Source organism: Lutimonas halocynthiae (genome assembly GCF_030409835.1).
GTDB classification, from domain to species: Bacteria; Bacteroidota; Bacteroidia; order Flavobacteriales; family Flavobacteriaceae; genus Lutimonas; species Lutimonas halocynthiae.
Genome location: NZ_JAUFQO010000003.1, coordinates 16,503 through 38,184 on the forward strand (window position 1 = coordinate 16,503; position 21,682 = coordinate 38,184).

At 37.3% G+C, this 21,682-nt stretch carries 19 protein-coding genes; 15 read left to right on the top strand and 4 right to left on the bottom strand.

Annotated elements, in window-relative coordinates; genetic code table 11:
• Nucleotides 1-15 precede the first annotated feature (15 nt).
• Nucleotides 16-1,812 (top strand): translation elongation factor 4, encoded by a 1,797-nt coding sequence (gene lepA, locus QWY87_RS04630; RefSeq protein WP_290288812.1) that lies wholly within the window; start codon nucleotides 16-18, stop codon nucleotides 1,810-1,812.
• On the opposite strand, the gene QWY87_RS04635 is transcribed toward lepA, so the two are convergent.
• From QWY87_RS04635 to QWY87_RS04650, 4 genes are all read right to left on the bottom strand, one after another.
• A complete protein-coding gene (locus QWY87_RS04635; protein ID WP_290288815.1) occupies nucleotides 1,813-3,576 on the bottom strand; it encodes a mechanosensitive ion channel family protein in 1,764 nt (587 codons plus the stop codon).
• Nucleotides 3,577-3,688: 112 nt separating this feature from the next.
• Complete coding sequence (locus tag QWY87_RS04640; RefSeq protein WP_290288817.1) at nucleotides 3,689-4,063, bottom strand: hypothetical protein; 375 nt, start codon at nucleotides 4,061-4,063, stop codon at nucleotides 3,689-3,691.
• A gap of 60 nt (nucleotides 4,064-4,123) precedes the next feature.
• A complete protein-coding gene (gene nifJ, locus QWY87_RS04645; protein ID WP_290288820.1) occupies nucleotides 4,124-7,654 on the bottom strand; it encodes a pyruvate:ferredoxin (flavodoxin) oxidoreductase in 3,531 nt (1,176 codons plus the stop codon).
• 200 nt (nucleotides 7,655-7,854) lie between these two features.
• Nucleotides 7,855-8,205 (bottom strand): 4Fe-4S dicluster domain-containing protein, encoded by a 351-nt coding sequence (locus QWY87_RS04650; protein ID WP_290288823.1) that lies wholly within the window; start codon nucleotides 8,203-8,205, stop codon nucleotides 7,855-7,857.
• Between the two features lie 232 nt (nucleotides 8,206-8,437).
• Between QWY87_RS04650 and QWY87_RS04655 the strand changes: the two genes are divergently transcribed.
• From QWY87_RS04655 to QWY87_RS04720, 14 genes are all read left to right on the top strand, one after another.
• Nucleotides 8,438-10,303 (top strand): 2-oxoacid:acceptor oxidoreductase subunit alpha, encoded by a 1,866-nt coding sequence (locus QWY87_RS04655; protein ID WP_290288825.1) that lies wholly within the window; start codon nucleotides 8,438-8,440, stop codon nucleotides 10,301-10,303.
• Nucleotide 10,304: 1 nt separating this feature from the next.
• Nucleotides 10,305-11,318 (top strand): 2-oxoacid:ferredoxin oxidoreductase subunit beta, encoded by a 1,014-nt coding sequence (locus QWY87_RS04660; protein ID WP_290288827.1) that lies wholly within the window; start codon nucleotides 10,305-10,307, stop codon nucleotides 11,316-11,318.
• Nucleotides 11,319-11,405: 87 nt separating this feature from the next.
• Nucleotides 11,406-11,756 carry an NADH-quinone oxidoreductase subunit A gene (locus QWY87_RS04665; protein WP_290288829.1) on the top strand — a complete coding sequence of 117 codons (351 nt, stop codon included), beginning with the start codon at nucleotides 11,406-11,408 and terminating at the stop codon, nucleotides 11,754-11,756.
• On the top strand, nucleotides 11,747-12,346 hold the full coding sequence (locus QWY87_RS04670; protein WP_290288831.1) for an NADH-quinone oxidoreductase subunit B: 600 nt from the start codon (nucleotides 11,747-11,749) through the stop codon (nucleotides 12,344-12,346). Before QWY87_RS04665 ends, QWY87_RS04670 begins: the two co-directional genes overlap by 10 nt.
• A gap of 20 nt (nucleotides 12,347-12,366) precedes the next feature.
• Entirely contained in the window at nucleotides 12,367-12,828 is a 462-nt protein-coding gene (locus QWY87_RS04675) for an NADH-quinone oxidoreductase subunit C (RefSeq protein ID WP_290288834.1), read from the top strand.
• Nucleotides 12,829-12,836: 8 nt separating this feature from the next.
• Nucleotides 12,837-13,958: an NADH-quinone oxidoreductase subunit D gene (locus QWY87_RS04680; protein WP_290288836.1), complete on the top strand. Its 1,122-nt coding sequence runs from the start codon at nucleotides 12,837-12,839 to the stop codon at nucleotides 13,956-13,958.
• Between the two features lie 19 nt (nucleotides 13,959-13,977).
• Nucleotides 13,978-15,042 carry an NADH-quinone oxidoreductase subunit NuoH gene (gene nuoH / locus QWY87_RS04685; protein ID WP_290288838.1) on the top strand — a complete coding sequence of 355 codons (1,065 nt, stop codon included), beginning with the start codon at nucleotides 13,978-13,980 and terminating at the stop codon, nucleotides 15,040-15,042.
• Nucleotides 15,043-15,061: 19 nt separating this feature from the next.
• On the top strand, nucleotides 15,062-15,538 hold the full coding sequence (locus QWY87_RS04690) for a 4Fe-4S binding protein (protein ID WP_290288840.1): 477 nt from the start codon (nucleotides 15,062-15,064) through the stop codon (nucleotides 15,536-15,538).
• A gap of 4 nt (nucleotides 15,539-15,542) precedes the next feature.
• On the top strand, nucleotides 15,543-16,049 hold the full coding sequence (locus QWY87_RS04695) for an NADH-quinone oxidoreductase subunit J family protein (RefSeq protein ID WP_290288842.1): 507 nt from the start codon (nucleotides 15,543-15,545) through the stop codon (nucleotides 16,047-16,049).
• Between the two features lie 11 nt (nucleotides 16,050-16,060).
• Complete coding sequence (gene nuoK, locus QWY87_RS04700; RefSeq protein ID WP_290288844.1) at nucleotides 16,061-16,378, top strand: NADH-quinone oxidoreductase subunit NuoK; 318 nt, start codon at nucleotides 16,061-16,063, stop codon at nucleotides 16,376-16,378.
• Between the two features lie 19 nt (nucleotides 16,379-16,397).
• Nucleotides 16,398-18,317, top strand: coding sequence for an NADH-quinone oxidoreductase subunit L (nuoL, locus tag QWY87_RS04705; RefSeq protein ID WP_290288846.1), 1,920 nt, complete (start codon nucleotides 16,398-16,400; stop codon nucleotides 18,315-18,317).
• Between the two features lie 7 nt (nucleotides 18,318-18,324).
• Entirely contained in the window at nucleotides 18,325-19,812 is a 1,488-nt protein-coding gene (locus tag QWY87_RS04710; RefSeq protein WP_290288848.1) for a complex I subunit 4 family protein, read from the top strand.
• A gap of 68 nt (nucleotides 19,813-19,880) precedes the next feature.
• Nucleotides 19,881-21,296, top strand: coding sequence for an NADH-quinone oxidoreductase subunit N (locus QWY87_RS04715; RefSeq protein WP_290288851.1), 1,416 nt, complete (start codon nucleotides 19,881-19,883; stop codon nucleotides 21,294-21,296).
• Nucleotides 21,297-21,300: 4 nt separating this feature from the next.
• Nucleotides 21,301-21,627, top strand: coding sequence for a hypothetical protein (locus tag QWY87_RS04720; RefSeq protein ID WP_290288853.1), 327 nt, complete (start codon nucleotides 21,301-21,303; stop codon nucleotides 21,625-21,627).
• Nucleotides 21,628-21,682: the final 55 nt, after the last annotated feature.

Below are 21,682 nucleotides of genomic sequence, written 5' to 3' on the forward strand. Positions count from 1 at the left end.
GATAGGTAGACAAGGATGAAGAACATACGAAACTTTTGTATTATTGCGCATATTGATCATGGTAAAAGTACCTTGGCGGATAGGTTGTTGGAATTTACCAACACCATCACTGATAGGGAAAAACAAGATCAGTTACTGGATAGTATGGATCTGGAAAGAGAGAGGGGTATCACTATTAAAAGTCATGCCATTCAAATGGATTATGAATTTGAGGGAGAGCAATATGTTCTTAATTTAATTGACACGCCTGGTCATGTTGATTTTTCGTACGAAGTGTCAAGATCTATTGCGTCTTGTGAAGGAGCCCTATTGATAGTTGATGCTGCTCAAAGTATACAGGCCCAGACTATTTCTAATTTATATCTGGCTCTTGATAATGACCTGGAGATTATACCGGTTTTAAACAAGGTTGACCTTCCAAGTGCCAATCCCGAAGAAGTTACTGATGATATTGTTGATCTTTTAGGCTGCGACCCGGAGGAAGTTATTCACGCCAGTGGTAAAACTGGTTTTGGGGTTGAAAGCATTTTAAAGGCTATTATTGATAGAGTTCCAGCACCGGGTGGAAATCCTGACGGACCGCTTCAGGCCTTGATCTTTGATTCTGTATACAATTCTTATAGAGGCGTGGAAACCTATTTTAGAGTTATTAACGGGGAAATAAAAAAAGGTCAAAGGATAAAGTTTGTAGCCACAGGAAACGAATATTTTGCGGATGAAGTAGGAACGCTGAAACTGACCCAGGAACCTAAGAAAAGCATAAAAGCAGGAGACGTTGGTTATTTGATCACTGGGATCAAAACAGCCAGTGAAGTTAAAGTGGGGGATACAATCACTGATGCATTGAATCCTACCCAAGAAATGATTGAAGGCTTCGAAGATGTAAAACCAATGGTTTTTGCAGGAATATATCCCGTAGATACAGATGAATACGAAGAATTAAGGTCTTCTATGGAGAAGTTGCAACTTAATGATGCTTCCTTGGTTTTTGTTCCTGAAAGTTCTGCAGCCTTAGGATTTGGTTTTAGATGTGGATTTTTAGGAATGTTACATTTAGAAATTATTCAGGAAAGACTTGAAAGAGAATTTGATATGACCGTGATCACTACGGTACCAAACGTATCTTATCATGCCTTTACAAATAAAAGACCGGATGACATGATCTTGGTAAACAACCCAACAGATCTGCCGGAACCTTCTACCTTGAATAGAGTAGAAGAGCCTTTTATCAAAGCAAGTATTATTACCAAATCAGATTTTGTAGGACCGGTAATGAGTCTTTGTATAGAAAAGCGTGGAGAAATAACAAACCAGACCTACCTGACCACAGAAAGAGTTGAATTAAGTTTTGACATGCCGCTTTCTGAAATCGTATTTGATTTTTATGACAGATTAAAGACTGTTTCAAAAGGATATGCTTCTTTTGATTACCATCCTATCGGATTCAGGTCTTCTAAACTTGTAAGGGTAGATATACTCTTGAACGGACAGCCTGTTGATGCATTATCTGCTCTATTACATGACAGTACAGCCTATGGAATAGGAAAGAAAATGTGTGAAAAGTTACGTCAACTGATTCCAAGACAACAATTTGACATTCCAATTCAGGCAGCTATTGGTGCGAAAATCATTGCAAGGGAAACGATCAAAGCCTTGAGAAAGGATGTTACCGCCAAGTGTTATGGTGGTGATATATCCCGAAAGAGAAAATTACTTGAAAAGCAGAAAAAAGGTAAAAAACGTATGCGCTTGGTGGGTAATGTTGAGATTCCACAACAAGCATTTATGGCAGTCTTAAAACTAAACGACTAATTAGTTGTTAAAAAGATCAGGATTTGAACCTTTCTTAGCATCTGAACCACTTTTCTTTACTGTTTTTTTCTGAACCTTTATGGCTTGATTTTGGCCGGTAAGATGGTCTACGATTTTATCCAGCGGACTTTTTGATTCAGGGTTTAACTGACTCGGAACAGTGGTTAAATTACCATCCCTTGCCGCAATATACTGCGGTGACAATATCTCTACTCCAGCTATGTTAAATACATCTTGTATGTTCTTGTGCATATCTGAATAGATCAAAGCCATTTTTTTGGCCTCCTTACTATAGGCATTTATTTCATAGGCTACATAATTGTCATCTAGACTTGTCTGTAAAACGAATGGAGCGGGTTCTTTTTCAATATGAAGACTCTTTAAAGCAGCTTCGATCAATAATTTTTCAACTTCCTCCCAGGGCACATCATATCCTATGGTTACAGAGGTATGCAATACAAGACCAGCTTTTTCCGCATTTGCCGAATAGTTTATTAAATGATTGTTAATGATATTGGCATTTGGGATGGTCACATCTTCGTTTTTGATGGTCCGTATTCTTGTAACGAGCAAAGTTTTCTCAACCACATCTCCAATAGTATCTTGAATTTTTACCCGATCACCAATTTGGTATGGGCGCATATACGTAATCACAACCCCTGCTATGATATTGGCGATTGCCGAAGTAGACCCAAAAGAAACAATGGCACCAATAAAAATAGAAACCCCTCTAAAAGCTGGAGAGGCTGAGCCAGGAAGGTGAGGATAAATCAAAACAAGTGCAAAGGCCCAGATTAATAAACTTATTATTTTTTGTGTTGTGCCCGCCCAGTCTTTGGGGAAGCCCTGAATAATGAATTTTTCAGCTTCTATATCTTCAACAATATCCCGTTGCACGCGAATCACATACCTTGTTATAAAAATAATAACAGTGATAAATATGAGATTCGGTAAAAAATCTATAAAACCAAAAATAACGAACTTCACAGGTTTTGAAATATATCCGTAAAATAAGTTGACAATATCTTCGGTCCATGGGAAAAAACTGAACATGAAGGGCAAATAAGTAAGTAGTAGAAAGAGGATTATGGTAAATCGCGAAACATTAGAAATAAAAACAAAGATATTGGCAGTTGTTTTCGGAATAAAGTACCTCAGAATATTTTTTTTCTTCTTGAGAAATTTCTTTTCAAACTTTGACAGATGAAGATTGAGTTTTCCATATGACCAGTTTATTAATTTTATAATTAGGATTAAGACCACTAGTGAAGCCAAAAAATAACCTATTCTAATGAGCCATTCGCGGGTTGATAAATTATATTTTTCGTCCTCTTTTAAAGCTTCCTTTAGTTTTTGTACTTGGCTGTCAGCCAATGCATTTAAAGAAACATTATTGGATCTGGCATCGTTCTCAGTTACAATAAAGGCAATTTCATCATTATACATTACACTGACGAATGATGCTTCTTTCTTTGTGTAAATTGTATCAACACCTTTCTCATAGCTCTTGGATAGTGACTCTAGTCGCTGGGAAATTTGTCCGGCCCGATAGCTGACAGGGTACTCCATAGGAGAGTGTCGAATTAAAAACAGGGTGTCGCCAGATAAAGTTACAGGTGCAAATTCATTAGATAACGTATCGCTCTTTTTTGTATTTAAGGGTTTGTCCTCAGAAATTAAAGAATCTGAAGTCTTAATTTGAGCAAGACTAAATGTAGTGTAAAGGCAAAATATGAGTGTAAATGCAATTTGAGGGGGACGCATAAAATTTCAGGTTTGATACGCTAATATACTAGAAAAAAATGTATTTACCTGAAGTCCTTTATTTTACAAAATGCAGATTGGATAAATGATGTGTTTAAAAATAAACAGCAGATTAAATGATGCCCATACCTCGCAATAGGTTATCGAGTTGATCGGCCTTCTCAAAACAGGAATTTACTTTTTTTGGGTCCTCACAAAATGTGTGATTCTGATGATCTGAACTGCAATCAATAACTGAAAGGTCGATCTGATTGAATCTTTTGTCTAAGAGGCGACACCTTTCAAGAAGTAAATCAAGTGATTCTTCATTTTTAGTTTCATATCCTCTATTAGACAAGTACCCTTTTAAATAATTTTCAATAGCTAACAGGGTATTTTTGCAAACCAAAAAGGAGACTATATCTTCCTGTGGCTTATAGAGCTCTTCATTCGCCTTTCTTAGCTGTCCATCTGCTTTTTCAAATTGATTTTTAGCTTTTTTATCCATGGTTTGAAAAATAAAAACCCCGTAGAATATTTAAATTTTACGGGGTTTGGTTTAACAAAATTATAAGCTTTTAAATAGTTCTAAACGTTCCCATTTAGATTCAACTTCTTCCTGTGCCTGAACCAATAACTCACCAGCCAAAGAAGCATTTTCTTTAACAACTCTCGTGAATCGAGCTTCATTGTACATGAAATCTTCCAATGGCGCTGAAGGCGCTTTTGAGTCAAGTCTGAATTTTTTACCTTTTGGTTTTGAAGGATCAAACCTGAACAATGGCCAATACCCAGTGTTAACAGCTTTAGTTTGCTGCGTAACACCATGTTTTAGATCATATCCGTGCTCACCACAATGTGAGTAAGCAACGATTAATGATGGTCCGTTAAATTCAGCTGCTTCTTTAATAGCTTTTAAAGTTTGAACATCTTTAGCACCCATTGCAATTTGTGCTACATAAACTGTACCGTATGAAATGGCTTGCATAGATAGACTCTTTTTAGGTGTTTTCTTACCAGCTATAGAGAATTTTGCGCTTGCCCCAAGAGGCGTTGCTTTAGATGTCTGACCACCGGTATTTGAATAAACTTCAGTATCCATCACAAGGATATTGATATTTTCACCTGAAGCCAGTACGTGATCTACACCACCGTATCCTATATCATAGGCCCAACCATCTCCACCAAAGATCCAAACAGCTTTTTTACGAAGGTATTCGGTAAGTTGGTTCAATTTTTTGGCCTCTTCATTATTGTCAAGGATGTTTAAAGTTGCTTTAAGTTTATCTATATCTGCAAATTTTTTGGCTTTTTCAGTCTCATCTGCCTCTGGATTTAATAATATATCTGACACCAATTCGCTGCCAACTAATAACTCCATTGATTTCAATAAGCCCACTGCGATCTCTTGTTTTTTGCTAAGAGCCAGTTGCATTCCTAAACCAAATTCTGCATTATCTTCGAATAAAGAATTCGCCCAGGCTGGACCTCTACCAAACTCATTGGTTCTGTAAGGCGTTGTAGGAAGGTTACCTCCATAAATTGAACTACAACCCGTAGCGTTTGCAATCATGATACTGTCACCGTATAATTGTGTGATCAGTTTTATATAAGGTGTTTCACCACAACCAGAGCAGGCTCCGGAAAATTCAAATAAAGGTTGTAAGAATTGAGCTCCTTTCACATTTGAAGTACTAAGCTCTGTTCTTGCATAATCAGGAAGATCAATAAAGAAATCCCAATTTGAATTTTCAACTACATCATGATCAAGTTTCTTACGCATATTGATCGATTTGAAACCAGGAACTAACTTGCTTTCAGCCGGACAAACCTCTACACATAGGTCACATCCCGTACAATCTTCTGGAGATACTTGAAGTACATAGGCATCATCTTTTGCAAATGGTCTACCCTTGGCACCAACATGTTTAAGTGTTAATGGCGCTTCGTAGAGTTCTTCTTTTGAAACTACTTTTGCTCTAATGGCAGCGTGAGGACAAATAGCAACACATTTATTACATTGTGTACAGATGTCTGCCTCATCCCAAATAGGGATAAAATGCGCAATACCACTTTTTTCATATTGAGTTGTTCCAGTTGGGAAAGTACCATCAACTGGGAAAGCACTAACTGGTAATTCATCACCTCTACCGGCTAGAATGGTTTCTAATACTTCTGTTACAAAGCCATCAGGAGCATTCGTCATAGCAGAAACAAATTGTTTGTCACTGGTAACTTGATCTGGGTATTCAACTTTTTGCAAGTTTTCCAGAGATTTATCAACAGCTTCAAAGTTCATTTGTACAATCTTATCTCCTTTATGAGAGTATGATTTTACAATGGCATCCTTAATCTTTTGAATGGCCTCTTTTTTAGGAAGAACACCTGATATAGCAAAGAAGCACGTCTGTAATATAGTATTTGTACGCTTACCTAAATTAGCATCTTGTGCTACTTTAGAAGCATCCACTATATAGAAGTTTACTTCATTCTCTATAAGGTGTTTTTGCATTTCTTCAGGAAGTTGTTCCCAGATTTCATCCTTTGAATAAGGAGAATTCAATAGGAAAGTTCCACCTTTTTTCAAATCATTGATCATATCATATTTTTCAATGAAGTTGAACTGATGACTTGCAATAAAATCAGCCTTTTCAATCAAGTAAGATGAATGAATTGGTTCAGGTCCAAATCTTAAATGCGATATGGTCTGAGCTCCGGCTTTTTTAGAATCATAAACAAAATATCCCTGAACAAAATTATCAGTTGTTTCTCCAATAATTTTAATCGAGTTTTTATTACCACCTACTGTACCATCAGATCCTAATCCGTAGAACATACAGTTAAAAGTGGTTCTTTTTACCTCAAAAATTGGGTCAGCCATTAAGCTGGTATGTGTTACATCATCAATAATACCAACAGTAAAGTGGTTTTTTGGTTTATCTTTTAATAGTTCATCATAGACTCCTTTAACCATTTTTGGAGTAAATTCCTTAGAAGATAGGCCATAACGTCCTCCAACAATACTTGGAATTTCGTTACCACTCTCCATATAAGCAGTTAGAACGTCCATGTATAGGGGTTCTCCGATGCTTCCAGGTTCTTTTGTTCTGTCTAAAACAGCAATTTTTTTAACCGTTTTTGGAATTTTATCGATAAAATCTTTTACAGAAAATGGTCTGTATAATCTAACGAACAGGGCACCTACTTTTTCACCTTCGGCTACCATTTTCTCCATAGCTTCATATACTGGTCCTTCACCAGATCCCATTATAACTGTAACTCTTTCTGCTTCAGGATGGCCTATATAGTTAAACAGGTCATATCGTCTGCCGGTATGGCTGTAGAATTCATCCATTACTTCCTGAACAATTTCAGGAACTTTGTCATAGAAAGTGTTAGCAGCTTCTCTAGCTTGAAAGAAAACATCAGGGTTCTGAGAAGTTCCTCTTATTACTGGATTATCAGGATCCAGTGAGTTTTTTTTATGCGCCATGATACGGTCTTCTGGCATCATTGCTTGAATGATATCATCAGGAATAGCATCAATTTTTGAGATTTCATGCGAAGTTCTAAACCCGTCAAAAATATTCATAAAAGGTATTCTTGATCTAAGGGTTGCCACTTGAGTGATAAGCGCAAAATCCTGAGCTTCTTGAACTGATCCTCCAAAAAGCATGGCAAAACCTGTTTGTCTTGCAGACATTACATCGCTATGATCACCAAAAATAGATAAGGCGTGGGTTGCAACTGTTCTCGCAGCTACATGAATCACTGTAGGTAGCAATTCACCGGCCATTTTATACATATTTGGAATCATCAAGAGGAGTCCTTGAGAAGCCGTAAACGTTGTGGTTAACGCACCAGCTTGTAAAGCTCCGTGAACTGCACCTGCAGCTCCACCTTCACTTTGCATTTCAACAATGCGAGGAATATTATTCCAGATATTTTTTTGCTCTTTAGAACTGTAGAGGTCTACATGTTCACCCATAGGTGATGCAGGAGTTATTGGATAAATCGCGCATACTTCATTGGTCTTATGTGCTACTCTGGCCACCGCCTCATTCGCATCACAAATTATTTTTTCGAATTGTTTTTTCATTTTATAGATAGTTTATAATATGAGATAAGTTTATTACTGCATTAATCATTATCAAGCGAATACGATTAACAGTGGTAAAATTATAGTTTAGCTAAGAATTAAATTATGATATAAGTCATAGGCCTATTTTGGCAAGTTTGGAGCAAAAAAAAAGAGTATTTGATATCAAATACTCTTTTAATTTTAAGAAATAAGTTTTTTTATTCTCCGTGCATCCAAACCTTTTTTTCAAGAAGCGCTTCTTCTGTCTCAACATGCTCCTCATCAGGAACACAACAGTCAACCGGGCAAACCGATGCACATTGTGGTTCATCATGAAAACCTTTACATTCTGTACATTTATCAGTAACGATAAAATAAAATTCATCACTAACTGCTTCATTTTCAGCATCTGCATCAACTGTTCTTCCATCAGGAGTAGTCACTTCACCACTTAAGGAGGTTTCATCTGAGTATGACCATTCACTATCTGGTTCATATATTGCGTTATTTGGGCATTCCGCAACGCAAGCATCACAGTTTATACATTCGTCTGTTATAATTATAGCCATTTTATTTAGATTTTAAAATTCTGCAACAAAGTTAAAGAAATAAAATTTTATAAAATTCAGTAGAACGAAAATTTAGAATTATTCCAAATAAGAGATTCTCAGAACGTTGAATGTAATAAAAATGACAGATTGATAAAAGTCATATTATAAAAGATCTAGGCTACTTACTTTTAGCCATTAAATAAATAGGGTAATCTAAAATTTTAGTAAATTTATCAAAAATATGCATAAGATGGCTGTTAATAAAATGGATGACGCAATACATGAAGTAGAATCATTAAGTGCGGTAGTAATCAGATTCGTTGGTGATTCTGGTGATGGAATGCAGTTAACTGGTACACAGTTTACTGACACGTCAGCCATGTTTGGCAATGACGTGGCAACTTTCCCCAATTATCCGGCAGAGATCAGGGCGCCTCAGGGAAGCCTTTACGGTGTTTCCGGATTTCAGGTTCATATAGGTAGTATTGAAATCAGTACACCTGGTGATGACCTCGATCTGCTGGTAGCTATGAACCCCGCTGGATTAAAAACAAATTTGCATGCATTGAAACCAGGACATACGCTTATTGTCGATGTTGATGCATTTTCAAAAAAGAACCTTCAAAAGGCTGAGTACGAAAGTAATCCATTAGAAGATGGAAGCCTTGAAAACTATAGAGTAATTGAAGTTTCTATGACCTCTATGACCAAGGAGTCTATTAAAGATTTGGGTCTTGATAATAAAAGTATTACAAGAAGTAAGAATATGTTCGCGTTGGGCATGGTTTACTGGATGTATAATCGTGAAATGAGTCATACCTTAAATTTCTTTGAGGAGAAGTTTAAGTATAAACCAGAGATTGCAGAAGCGAATACAAAGGTTCTGAAAGCAGGGTTTTATTATGCCGAAACGCTGGAATTGATTCCGAATGCATATCAAATCGCTCCATCGACAATGCCTAAAGGAACCTACCGTATTATAAACGGTAATATGGCCACTGCCTGGGGGTTTCTTGCAGCTGCGGAGAAGTCTGGACTTGAGTTATTTCTGGGGTCTTATCCAATTACACCGGCAACGGATATATTACATGAACTGGTTAAACACAAGAATTTTGGAGTTAAAGCCTTTCAGGCAGAAGATGAGATCGCTGGTGTTACTTCTTCAATTGGTGCCTCTTTTGCAGGTGACCTTGCCATTACCACTACTTCCGGACCGGGTCTTGCCCTTAAAGGAGAAGCTATCGGACTGGCATTGATGACAGAATTACCTTTGGTTATTGTGAACGTTCAGAGAGGTGGACCTTCAACAGGTTTACCAACCAAAACAGAACAATCAGATCTCTTACAAGCCATGTATGGCAGAAATGGGGAGTCACCGGTTATTGTTATCGCAGCAAGTACACCTTCTGATTGTTTTGATTATGCTTATATAGCAGCTAAATTGACCCTTGAGCATATGACACCGGTCATACTGCTTACTGACGGATACATTGCCAATGGTTCAGAACCTTGGCGGATCAAGTCTATCAGCGAGATGCCTGATATAAAAACAAGTTTAGTAAATAAAGGTTCCGATAGTTGGCATCCTTATGATCGTGACAACGAAACCTTATCGAGAAATTGGGCCATACCGGGTACCCCTGGTTTAGAACACAGGGTTGGTGGATTAGAGAAAGATAAGATCTCAGGAAATGTGTCTTATGTTCCTGATAATCATGAATATATGACTAATATCAGGGCTGAAAAAGTAAAACGGGTTGAAAATTATATTCCAGACTTAAAAGCGGAATACAATGAAGAAGGTGATCTTTTGGTGATCGGATGGGGTGGTACTTATGGAAGTTTGCACTCTGCTGTTCGAAAATTAGATGCCAAGGGTTTCAAAGTTGGGCATGCCCATTTTCATTATATCAATCCTTTCCCAAAAAACACGGCTGAGGTGTTATCTAAATTCAAGAAAATAGTAGTTTGTGAATTGAATAAAGGGCAATTATCGTTTGTGTTAAAAGGCAGATACCCTGAAAATGAATTTTTACAATACAATAAAGTGATGGGCTTACCATTTTCAGTGATCGATTTGGTAGAGAAATTCAAGAACATAATTAAAGAAGACTAAGATGCAAGATACTATAGAAAAAAAATATACATTCAAGGATTTTTCCAGTGACCAAGAGGTTAGATGGTGTCCTGGTTGCGATGATTATGTAATCTTAAGATCAATGCAAAAAGCACTTCCTGAGATGGGTGTAAATAAGGAAGATGTCGTTTTTATTTCAGGAATTGGGTGTTCATCCAGATTCCCTTATTATATAGATTCTTACGGAATGCATAGTATCCATGGAAGGGCAGCTGCCATATCCAGCGGGGTTAAATTAGCAAATCCGGACCTTAGTGTCTGGATGATTACAGGAGATGGTGATAGTTTGGCCATCGGAGGGAATCATTTTATACATGTGTTAAGAAGAAATCTGGACCTGAATATCATTTTGTTCAATAATGAAATTTACGGCTTGACAAAAGGGCAGTTTTCACCAACTTCTTTAATTGGTCAAAAGACAAAATCTTCTCCTTATGGGAATACTCAGCCTCCGTTTCATCCCGGTGAACTGGCTCTTGGAGCGCAAGCTAGGTTTTTTGCAAGATTGGGAGGTAACAGCCCTAAAGAAATGACCAGTCTTTTCATAGAGGCAGAGAAATTCAAAGGAACCTCATTGATTGAGATTCTACAAAATTGTGTCATTTTTAATGATGGTTGTTTTACTCAGTTTACAGATAAGAAGGTTAAGGAAGACAAACAGTTATTCCTGGAACACGGTAAACCGATGATTTTTGGAAAAGAAAAGGATAAGGGACTTGTTCTGAATGGCCTTAAGCTCGAAGTAGTAACAATAGGTGAGAATGGAGTTACTCAAGAGGATATTTTGGTTCATGATGCCAAATGTGAAGATAATACTTTACATCAGATGCTTGTTAAATTGCAATATCCTTTAGCTACCGGAATTATCAGAAGTTTTGAAGATACTACTTTTGAACAACGAGAAGAGATGCTCAACGCAGAGGTAAAATCAAAGTCGCAATTTTCGAAGGTTGACGAACTGTTTTTCTCCGGAGAAACCTATGAAGTAAAATAAATTAAAGTATTGTGTAAAGGGTGACATTGATCACCCTTTTTTTTTAAACCACGAGATACATTTGTGTACTAATTAAGAATATCAATTATGGGTTACGAAGCGATTTTAGTATTTTTTATTGCGGGCGTTTTTTTAATTGTGTTAGCTAATTTCTTATCAAATCTGATTTCTCATAAATCGGAAAATGCAGCAAAAAAAGAGCCTTATGAATGTGGAGTTGAAACAATAGGACCCACTTGGGTACAATTCAAGGTAGGATATTATTTATTCGCAATCCTTTTTCTATTGTTTGACATTGAGATCGCATTTCTGGTACCTTGGGCAGTGGTTTTTAAAGAAGTAGGAACAGTGGCCTTAGTTGAAATAATGGTGTTTTTATTTATTTTAGGTTTAGGACTTTTATATGCATACAAAAAAAGAGCCTTAAAATGGGAGTAGAAAAGAAAAGATATTTAAGTCAGTTAGAAGCTGAAGGTTTAAAAGAAGTTGTTCCGGATAGTTTTCCGGGCAAAGTTATCCCTGCGGGAAATGGAGGAAATATTGTGGTGACCACTCTAGATTCCGTTGTTAACTGGGGTCGATCCAATTCATTGTGGCCATTGTATTTTGGTACCAGTTGTTGTGCCATAGAGATGATGCAGACAGGAGCTCCAAAACACGATTTTTCGCGATTTGGCTTTGAAGTAGCCAGACCTTCCGCCAGACAAGCCGATCTAATCATCATTGCTGGAACTATTGTCAATAAAATGGGACCGGTATTAAGAAGATTGTATGATCAAATGGCTGAACCTAAATATGTTATTGCAATGGGAGCATGTGCCATTTCCGGTGGTCCGTTCTATTATAATTCCTATTCTGTAATTAAAGGTGCCGATCATGTAATTCCGGTAGATGTTTATGTACCTGGATGCCCACCAAGGCCGGAATCATTATTGGAAGGGATGATCATGTTACAGGAAAAAATCAAGAAAGAGAACATGAAGGAAAAGATCAATCCAATTGACGGTTTTGATGAAGGAAATATTTAGCATCTAAGCAAAGAGATACCATGAAAAACGAAGAATTACAAAATATTATTAATGGCTTAGGAGAAAATCTGGAATTCACGGAAGAAGGAACTGAATATTTAACGCTAACCGTTTCTAAAGAACAACTTCATGCCGTTTGCAGTAAATTAAAAACAGAACCCCAACTAAAATTTGATTATGCTTTTTGTATCACAGGAATGGACTGGGGTGAAGAATTAGGTGTTATTTATCACCTGGAGTCCACCGAGTTTAAACATGCGATGGTTGTAAAAGTGAAGACTGAAGACAGGGAGAATCCAACGCTGGATTCTGTTTGTGATATATGGAGAACAGCCGAATTTCACGAAATGGAAGTCTATGATTTTTTTGGTATAAAATTCAATAATCATCCAAAATTAAAACGCCTTTTCTTAACTCCGGATTGGGTGGGCTGGCCATTGAGAAAAGATTATGTAGATGAAGCTAATATGATTGTTAAATAAGGATTTTCATGACCAATCAAGAATTAAAAACCAAAATAAAAACGGAAGAATATTTCGTTAATATGGGTCCTCAACACCCTGCAGCTCATGGTGTTTTACGTTTGATATTAACCATTGATGGAGAAATAATCAAAAACGTTGAGCCGGACCTCGGTTATATACATCGCTCGATAGAGAAAATGTGCGAGAGAGATAGTTATCAGCAAATCGTTCACCTCACAGACAGGATGGATTATTTGTCTTCTCATATCAATAATGAAGCTGTTTGCTTGGCGGTAGAAAAAGGGTTGGAAATAGAGGTTCCTGATCGTGTAAAAGTGATTCGTACGATTATTGGTGAACTTACGCGTATCGCATCTCATTGTTTATGGTGGGGTGTTATGGGAATGGACCTAGGAGCATTAACTACCTATTTCTATGCTTTTAGAGATCGCGAGTTGATCAACGATATTTTTGAAGAAACCTGCGGTGCCAGACTGACCATGAATTACAATATTCCTGGTGGACTCATGTTTGATATTCATCCGAATTTTATAAATCGAACCAAAGAATTTATCAAGCATTTTAAAACTAAAATTCCTGAATACGACCGTTTGTTAACTGGAAATGTAATTTTTGAAAAAAGAACGAAAGGGGTTGGAATTCTAACAAAAGAAGATGCTATTTCATTTGGCGTATCAGGTCCGGTTGCCAGAGGATCCGGTTATTCAAATGATGTGAGAATACACCATCCATACAGCGCATATGACCGCGTTGAATTTAAAGAAGCATTATTGACATCAGGAGATACCTACGCGAGATATCAAGTAAGGATAATGGAAATGTGGGAGTCGATGTCAATTATTGAACAATTGATTGATAATATCCCGGAAGGAGAAACCAAAGTGACAACAAAAGCAGTAATTAAATTACCAAAAGGGGAATTTTATCAGCGTGTAGAAACAGCAAGAGGAGAATTAGGGGTTTATATAAACAGCACCGGAACTAAAAATCCGTACAGACTTAAATTCCGTTCACCGGGATTTTCAAATTTATCCGTTTTAAACCATATTTCAAAAGGAGGTAAAATAGCTGATTTAGTAGCTACTATGGCTTCATTTGATTTTGTAATCCCAGATATAGATCGCTAATAAGACTAATTTTTTAATGATGAATTTACCATTAAACATAACAACAACAGTAAGTGATTGGATTTACTCGATCATGCCTGAAAGTGCAGCGACGGTTACAATTTGGGTGTTAATTGCAGCAGCTTATCTAGCCTTATTTGCAGTGGCAGGATTGTATTTAGTATTGTTAGAACGCAAAGTAGCCGCTTGGTTTCAGTTGAGGTTAGGACCAAACAGAGTTGGACCCGGCGGTATGTTTCAAACCATGGCAGATGCCTTAAAACTGGTTTCTAAGGAATTAACAAGTACTGAAAGGGTTGACAAATTTCTATTCAATTTAGCTCCTTATTTTGTAATTGTTTCTTCCCTGATTGCAATAAGTGTTTTTCCTTTTTCAAGACAATTTCAAGCCTTTGATATCAATATTGGGGTGTTCTTTTTATTGGCAGTCTCTTCAATTGGTGTGATAGGAATTTTATTGGGAGGATGGGCAAGTAATAATAAATTTGCTTTGATAGGTGCCATGCGAAGTGGTTTGCAAACCATTAGTTACGAATTATCGGTAGGGATGTCAATATTAACTATGGTTTTATTGACAGGGTCTTTACAATTGTCTGAAATTATCGAGGTGCAAAGAACTGGTGGCTGGTTAATCGTACAGGGTCATATTCCTGCGATCATCGCTTTTATGGTTTTTATGATAGCCGGAACGGCCGAAACCAATAGAGCACCTTTTGATCTGGTAGAAGCAGAATCTGAATTAGGAGCAGGTTTTCACACAGAATATTCGGGGATGAAATTTGCCTATTTCTTTTTAGCAGAATTTATCAATATGTTTATTATTGCTTCAATAGCGGTCGTATTATTTTTTGGTGGATGGTTATCTCCTTTCGGAATCACAGATAATATTGCATGGTTCCCTGAATCTATTTGGTTTTTGATAAAAGTATTGATTATTATCTTTTTGATGATGTGGTTTAGGTGGACTTTCCCAAGATTGCGGGTAGACCAATTATTAACCCTGGAATGGAAGTATTTATTGCCAATAAACTTGGTGAATATAGTAATAATGGCAATTGTGATTTGGTTGAATTGGATAATTTAATAAATGATAAAGAACGATAATGAGTTACTTTTCAGATATATATAACGGAATAAAAACCTTACTAACCGGAATGAGTGTTACTGGAGGTTATTTTATTCGTGCACGAAAGGGTAGTATAACACAACAATATCCCGATAACAGAGATACATTGAAAATGTTCGATCGGTTTAGAGGTGAAGTTGTAATGCCACATGACGATAATAATGAACACTATTGCACCGGATGCCAGAAATGTGAAATAGCATGCCCTAACGGTACAATTGAGATAGTTTGGGACAGACAGGTTGATCCGGCAACGGGGAAAAAGAAAAAAATGATCGATAAGCACATCTACCATTTGTCTATGTGTACCATGTGTGGTTTATGTATCGAAGCTTGTCCGACCGATGCTATTGTATGGGCCCAGAATTACGAAAATTCTGTTTATGACAGAAGCAAGCTAACAAAAGTATTGAACCAACCTGGCTCAAAGGTACAAGCAGGAATCGAAGATTAATCTTATGGAAAGAATTATATTTTATCTTATAGCCTTGATCATGATCGTTTTCGCGATTAAAGCTGTTTCAAGTAGAAAAATGCTAAGAGCAGTGATCTACCTTTTATTCGTATTGATGGGAATTGCAGGCATCTATTTTATGGTAGATTATTCCTTTATGGCAGCAATACAACTTGCTGTATACGCGGGAGGTGTGATTGTTTTGATCATTTTCTCTGTATTGCTAGTGCATCATATCGAATTGAGACTTGAGGTTTCAAAATTATCCCAACGCATTTTGGCAGGATTGTTAAGCCTTTCGGGACTCACGCTCACTTTATATGCGGTTTTTACCTATGAATTCAAACCTGTTGAGAACTATAATAGCATTGAAGTACGTGATATAGGGCTTGGAATGCTGAGCTATAAGGAGGGCGGTTTTATACTTCCGTTTGAAGTAATCAGTGTATTAATTGTAGCTGTTATGATAGGTGCGATTGTTATTGCTAAAGGAAAAAGATTAGAACAGTAAAACGAAGCTAAATGATACAAGGAATAAGTATATATGAGATTTTAACTTTGACTTCCATCATATTTTTTATTGGATTGTACGGTTTTCTCACAAGAAAGAATCTGATCACGATGTTGCTGTCAATTGAATTGATTCTCAATGCCTCAGCCATCAATTTTGTAGTGATCAATACCTATTTATATCCTGATGTACTTCAGGGCGTATTCTTCTCGATTTTTATTGTGGCAGTTGCAGCAGCTGAAACTGCCCTGGCCGTTGCAATTATAATCAATCTTTACAAACTGATTACTTCCGTTGAAGTAGAAGACACGGAAACAATGAAATATTGAATAATGAAATAATGTAATTATGGATTTTAGCTATACAATTTTAATTCCACTTATTCCACTGGCAGTATTTTTGCTCCTGGGGATCAATTACAATAGAATAAAGCCTGCGGTATCCGGTTGGATAGGATCTTTGGGGCTTTTTACAACACTAGGTTTGTCATATTATACTGCTTATCAGTATTTCTTTGTGGTAGGAAAAGTTGGTGATGTGTACCAAACTTTTACTGAAAAATGGCGTTGGATGAACTTTACAGATACGCTCTACATAGATATGGGTGTCATGATTGATCAGATCTCCGTGATGATGCTTGTTGTTGTGTCAACGATTTCATTTATGGTGCACCTTTACAGCCGAGGATATATGAAAGGCGACCCGGGTTATACCAAGTTTTTCGCTTTTCTGTCACTGTTTACTTTTTCTATGATGGGATTGGTAATGGCTGTAAACCTATTTCAGATCTATATCTTTTGGGAATTAGTTGGGGTATCATCCTTTTTACTCATTGGCTATTATTATACAAAACCTTCAGCTGTTTCAGCAGCCAAGAAAGCTTTTATTGTGACGAGATTTGCCGATCTTGGATTTTTGATAGGAATTCTGATCATCGGGTATTATGGAGGATCTTATGATTTTGCAACCTTAAATGATCTTGAAGGTACTGTGATTACCAATTGGGCTTCAACCTCTTTTATGGGCTTGTCTGTTTTTACCTGGGGTTTACTTTTGATTTTTATGGGCGGTGCCGGGAAATCGGCCATGTTTCCTTTACATATCTGGCTTCCTGATGCTATGGAAGGGCCTACGCCCGTATCAGCGCTTATTCATGCGGCAACCATGGTTGTGGCAGGTGTATATCTTGTAGCGAGATTATTCCCATTATATTATTTTGTTGAAAACGGTTATGCTTTAAATGTCGTAGCTTGGGTAGGTGCGTTTTCAGCACTTTTTGCGGCCATTATCGCCCTGACTCAAAATGATATTAAGAGGGTACTGGCATTTTCAACCATGTCTCAGATCGGTTATATGATGCTGGCGCTTGGTGTTTCGGGCTACTATGGTCATGACGGCCTTGGTTATATGGCGTCTATGTTTCATTTGTTTACGCATGCCATGTTCAAAGGCTTACTTTTCTTAGGGGCCGGTTCCATTATTCATGCGATCCACAGTAATTATATTCAGGATATGGGAGGCTTGAGAAAATATATGCCTATTACCCATATTACTTTTTTGATAGCCGCATTGTCCATTTCCGGTTTTCCCGGTTTTGCAGGTTTCTTCAGTAAGGATGAAATATTGGTGGCTGCCTTCGAGCACAACAAGTTGATCTATGTGATTGGAGTCGTAGTTGCCGGATTGACTGCCTTCTATATGTTTAGATTATATTTTGGCATATTCTGGGGAAAGAACACCAAATACGAACATACACCTCATGAATCTCCTGTCTCTATGACATTTCCTTTGGTATTTCTGGCCATAATGAGTGTTGTTGCAGGTTATATTCATTTTAGTGACTATGTGACGGTAGATCATCAATCTTTTGAGGCTCATTTGAATTATCCTTTAGCTGCCATAGCGGTTGGTGTTGGAATGATAGGGATCTTGTTGGCCTATATTTTTTATAAAAAACCAAACGGTTTGCCTGATAAAGTGGCGACTTCCTTTGGGTCATTATATAGATGGGCCTTTGATAAATTCTATTTCGATGAGTTATACTTATTTGTCACCAAGGAGATTATTTTTAAAAGAATCTCGGCACCTTTTGCCTGGTTTGACAAGCATGTAGTAGATGGCACCATGAATCTCATTGGTAATTCTACGGTTACAGGTTCCGAAAAGATCAAGAAAATTCAAACAGGACGGTTGCAGGACTACGCCTTTGCTTTTATAGCAGGAATCGTAGTGTTAGCGATGATTTTTATTTATAAATGGATTATTTAGTTACAAGATGGATATACTAAGCTTATTTGTTGTCGTGCCGGTCATTACCATTTTGGTGTTGATTTTTTCCAAAAGTTTAAAACAAACCAGAGTGATTGCAGCTGTTGGGATGTTTGTGCAGTTCGCGATGTCTTTGAATTTGATCTTTGCCTATTTTAAGGAGAAACAGATCAATGATTCGATCATGGTTTTTACAAAGGATTTTCTTTGGTTTGAAAAATTTAACATTCATTATGCCATTGGCGTTGACGGAATTTCTGTGGCCATGATTACACTTGCCTCCATCGTAGTGCTTGCAGGCGTCTTTATTTCATGGAAAATGGAAGACTTGCACAAGGAATTCTTTATTTCTCTTATCGTACTGGCTACGGGAGTTTTTGGATTCTTTATTTCTTTAGATCTTTTTACCATGTTTTTGTTTTATGAAATAGCGGTGATCCCGATGTTTCTGCTCATTGGTATATGGGGATCCGGCCCTAAGGAATATTCTGCCATGAAATTAACCTTGATGTTAATGGGAGCCTCGGCTGTATTACTTGTCGGAATTCTCGGAATTTATTTCAATTCAAATGCGGATGGTGGTGCCTTGACATATAACATTCTGGAAATTGCTAAAGTGAACATACCTGTTGACGCTCAGAATTTATTTTTCCCTTTGACTTTTTTAGGGTTCGCAGTGCTTGGTGCTCTATTTCCATTTCACACCTGGTCACCTGACGGTCATGCTTCGGCGCCGACTGCTGTTTCGATGCTGCACGCAGGTGTTTTGATGAAACTTGGAGGCTATGGTGTATTTCGTGTCGCCATGTATTTGTTGCCCGAAGGCGCAATGACCTGGTCTAATTTCTTTATCGTTTTATCAGTTATTGGTGTCTTTTATGGCGCGCTGGCTGCTATCAAACAAACTGATTTAAAATATATCAATGCATACTCATCAGTAAGCCATTTAGGAATGGTATTATTCGCACTTTTAATGCTCAATAAAACGGCTTGGAATGGAGCGATACTTCAGTCGTTATCTCATGGTTTTATGACAGCACTTTTCTTTGCCTTGATCGGAATGATCTATGGAAGAACACATACACGTGATGTAACTAAAATGAGTGGATTGTTAAAAGTGATACCATTTATATCTGTGATGTATGTCATTGCAGGTCTGGCCTCTCTTGGTTTGCCGGGATTTAGTGGCTTTATGGCAGAAATGCAAATATTTGTTGGGGCTTTTCAACACCCTGATATGTTTCATCGTGTTGCTACTATTATTACCGTTTCTGCCATCGTGGTTACGGCAGTATACGTGTTGAGGGTAGTGGGAATGATGTTGATGGGACCGATTAGAAATAACGAATTTATGGAATTGGAAACGGCCACCTGGTATGAAAAAGTTGGGGTGATCTTATTGCTGATCCCGATCGTTTTTATGGGTATGACACCAATTTGGTTAAGTGATATGATCAGAGCAAGCATAAGCCCTTTTATAGAAAGAATGATGTAGTTTGAATTGGTGAATGAAGATGTGATCTTCAAAAAAGAATTGATTAAAAGAAAGAAAAATTTAAGCATATGGATTTAGGAGGATTTTTATTAATGAGACAAGAGTTGGTCCTGCTGGCTGTGATCCTGCTTCTTGTTATCTTGGAGATATTCATGAGCAATAAGAAAGCCCTTGTCAATATGGCTATTGCTTTTTTCACTATTCATACTGTAATAGGTTTTATTCCTCTTGAAGACGGTTCTCTTTTTGGAGGAATGTTCCATACAACCCAATTAATTCATCTGTTTAAGAATGTCTTGAATGTTGGTGTATTGATCATTTTGCTGCAATCAGCCGAATGGATCAAAAAAGAAATTGTGGCTCAACATAAATCTACCGAATTCTTTATGTTGATGCTTTCCTCACTTTTGGGAATGTATTATATGATCTCTTCGGGTGATTTTCTGATGTTTTATTTAGGACTTGAATTGTCTGCCTTGCCCATCGCGGCTTTAGTGGCTTTTGAAACCAGTAAACGGGTTTCTGCCGAGGCCGGGATCAAATTTATTTTGTCGGCAGCTTTGGCTTCGGGAACTTCAGTTTTTGGTGTTTCTCTAATTTATGCCACTACCGGGAGCATCTATTTTAGTGATGTAGCAGAATTATTGACCTATTCAAATTTAAGCCTGGTAGGATTTATCTTCTTCTTCTCAGGTTTGGCGTTTAAAATTTCTCTGGTTCCGTTTCATTTCTGGACAGCCGATGTATACGAAGGAGCTCCTATAGGTGTGACATCCTATCTTTCTGTTATCTCTAAAGGATCTGCGGTAATGATTCTAATGATCATTCTATTTACAGTAATGAAACCTTTTGAAGTGGTTACCAGTTCAATGTTGTACATCGTTTCAATTGGAACAATGTTTATAGGTAATTTATTTGCTTTGAGGCAACAGAACATGAAACGCTTTTTAGCCTTTTCATCAATTGCTCAGGCAGGTTTTATTTTACTGGGTCTTCTTTCGCATGATCAACTCGGTATCTCAACCGTCGTCTATTTTGTGTCGATCTATGTATTTACAAATCTGGCAGCTTTTGGTGTCATACAAGCCATCTCAACGCAAACAGGGAAAGAGAATATGGATGATTATAACGGGCTGTACAGAACAAATCCTAAACTAAGTCTGGTCATGATGCTGGCACTTTTCTCCCTTGCGGGGATACCTCCGGTGGCAGGCTTTTTCGGTAAATTCTTTTTATTTACGGCCGCTGCAAGTCAGGGTTTGTATTTTCTGGTATTTTTAGCGGTGGTTAATGTCACGATTTCATTGTACTATTACTTGCTCGTGATTCGGGCCATGTTCTTGCGCAAAAGTGACAATCCAATACCTTATTTTGAAAGTAAGTTTACGATGAAACTGGGATTGATACTGGCGGTTGTTGGCGTATTATTTATAGGTGTCTACAGTCCGATTTACGATTATATTTATCAACTAAGTATTTTTTAGCATTATGGGGTTAGCAGGAAAACATATGTTTGGATCAATAGGTGAACAGAGAGTCACCTTTGTAGAGAAAAAAATTACTGTTGAGCGGTTGGATTTTCTCAAAAAACTTTTGGAAGTAAATGGGTTTGAAGTTCTTGTTGATGAGGACAAACGAAAAAGTGAGGAAGACCCTCAATTATATACCATAGGTGTTACTGATATGGTGTTTAATCCAACAGTATATATTTTCCAACGCAGATTAAAAACACTGGATGGGAAGCATATCGTTAATCAGGAATATTGGAATCAAATATCGGAAGATCCCAAGCCACAATATTGGAAGAACTCTTAAGAGAAATAATCAAATACATTTCATTTTTATTATATAGCTATGCCTGAAGTTGTAA

Coding starts and splice junctions, on each gene's coding strand:
- lepA (WP_290288812.1), top strand. CDS start 16: ATGAAGAACATACGAAACTTTTGTATTATTGCGCATATTGATCATGGT.
- QWY87_RS04635 (WP_290288815.1), bottom strand. CDS start 3,576: ATGCGTCCCCCTCAAATTGCATTTACACTCATATTTTGCCTTTACACT.
- QWY87_RS04640 (WP_290288817.1), bottom strand. CDS start 4,063: ATGGATAAAAAAGCTAAAAATCAATTTGAAAAAGCAGATGGACAGCTA.
- nifJ (WP_290288820.1), bottom strand. CDS start 7,654: ATGAAAAAACAATTCGAAAAAATAATTTGTGATGCGAATGAGGCGGTG.
- QWY87_RS04650 (WP_290288823.1), bottom strand. CDS start 8,205: ATGGCTATAATTATAACAGACGAATGTATAAACTGTGATGCTTGCGTT.
- QWY87_RS04655 (WP_290288825.1), top strand. CDS start 8,438: ATGGCTGTTAATAAAATGGATGACGCAATACATGAAGTAGAATCATTA.
- QWY87_RS04660 (WP_290288827.1), top strand. CDS start 10,305: ATGCAAGATACTATAGAAAAAAAATATACATTCAAGGATTTTTCCAGT.
- QWY87_RS04665 (WP_290288829.1), top strand. CDS start 11,406: ATGGGTTACGAAGCGATTTTAGTATTTTTTATTGCGGGCGTTTTTTTA.
- QWY87_RS04670 (WP_290288831.1), top strand. CDS start 11,747: ATGGGAGTAGAAAAGAAAAGATATTTAAGTCAGTTAGAAGCTGAAGGT.
- QWY87_RS04675 (WP_290288834.1), top strand. CDS start 12,367: ATGAAAAACGAAGAATTACAAAATATTATTAATGGCTTAGGAGAAAAT.
- QWY87_RS04680 (WP_290288836.1), top strand. CDS start 12,837: ATGACCAATCAAGAATTAAAAACCAAAATAAAAACGGAAGAATATTTC.
- nuoH (WP_290288838.1), top strand. CDS start 13,978: ATGAATTTACCATTAAACATAACAACAACAGTAAGTGATTGGATTTAC.
- QWY87_RS04690 (WP_290288840.1), top strand. CDS start 15,062: ATGAGTTACTTTTCAGATATATATAACGGAATAAAAACCTTACTAACC.
- QWY87_RS04695 (WP_290288842.1), top strand. CDS start 15,543: ATGGAAAGAATTATATTTTATCTTATAGCCTTGATCATGATCGTTTTC.
- nuoK (WP_290288844.1), top strand. CDS start 16,061: ATGATACAAGGAATAAGTATATATGAGATTTTAACTTTGACTTCCATC.
- nuoL (WP_290288846.1), top strand. CDS start 16,398: ATGGATTTTAGCTATACAATTTTAATTCCACTTATTCCACTGGCAGTA.
- QWY87_RS04710 (WP_290288848.1), top strand. CDS start 18,325: ATGGATATACTAAGCTTATTTGTTGTCGTGCCGGTCATTACCATTTTG.
- QWY87_RS04715 (WP_290288851.1), top strand. CDS start 19,881: ATGGATTTAGGAGGATTTTTATTAATGAGACAAGAGTTGGTCCTGCTG.
- QWY87_RS04720 (WP_290288853.1), top strand. CDS start 21,301: ATGGGGTTAGCAGGAAAACATATGTTTGGATCAATAGGTGAACAGAGA.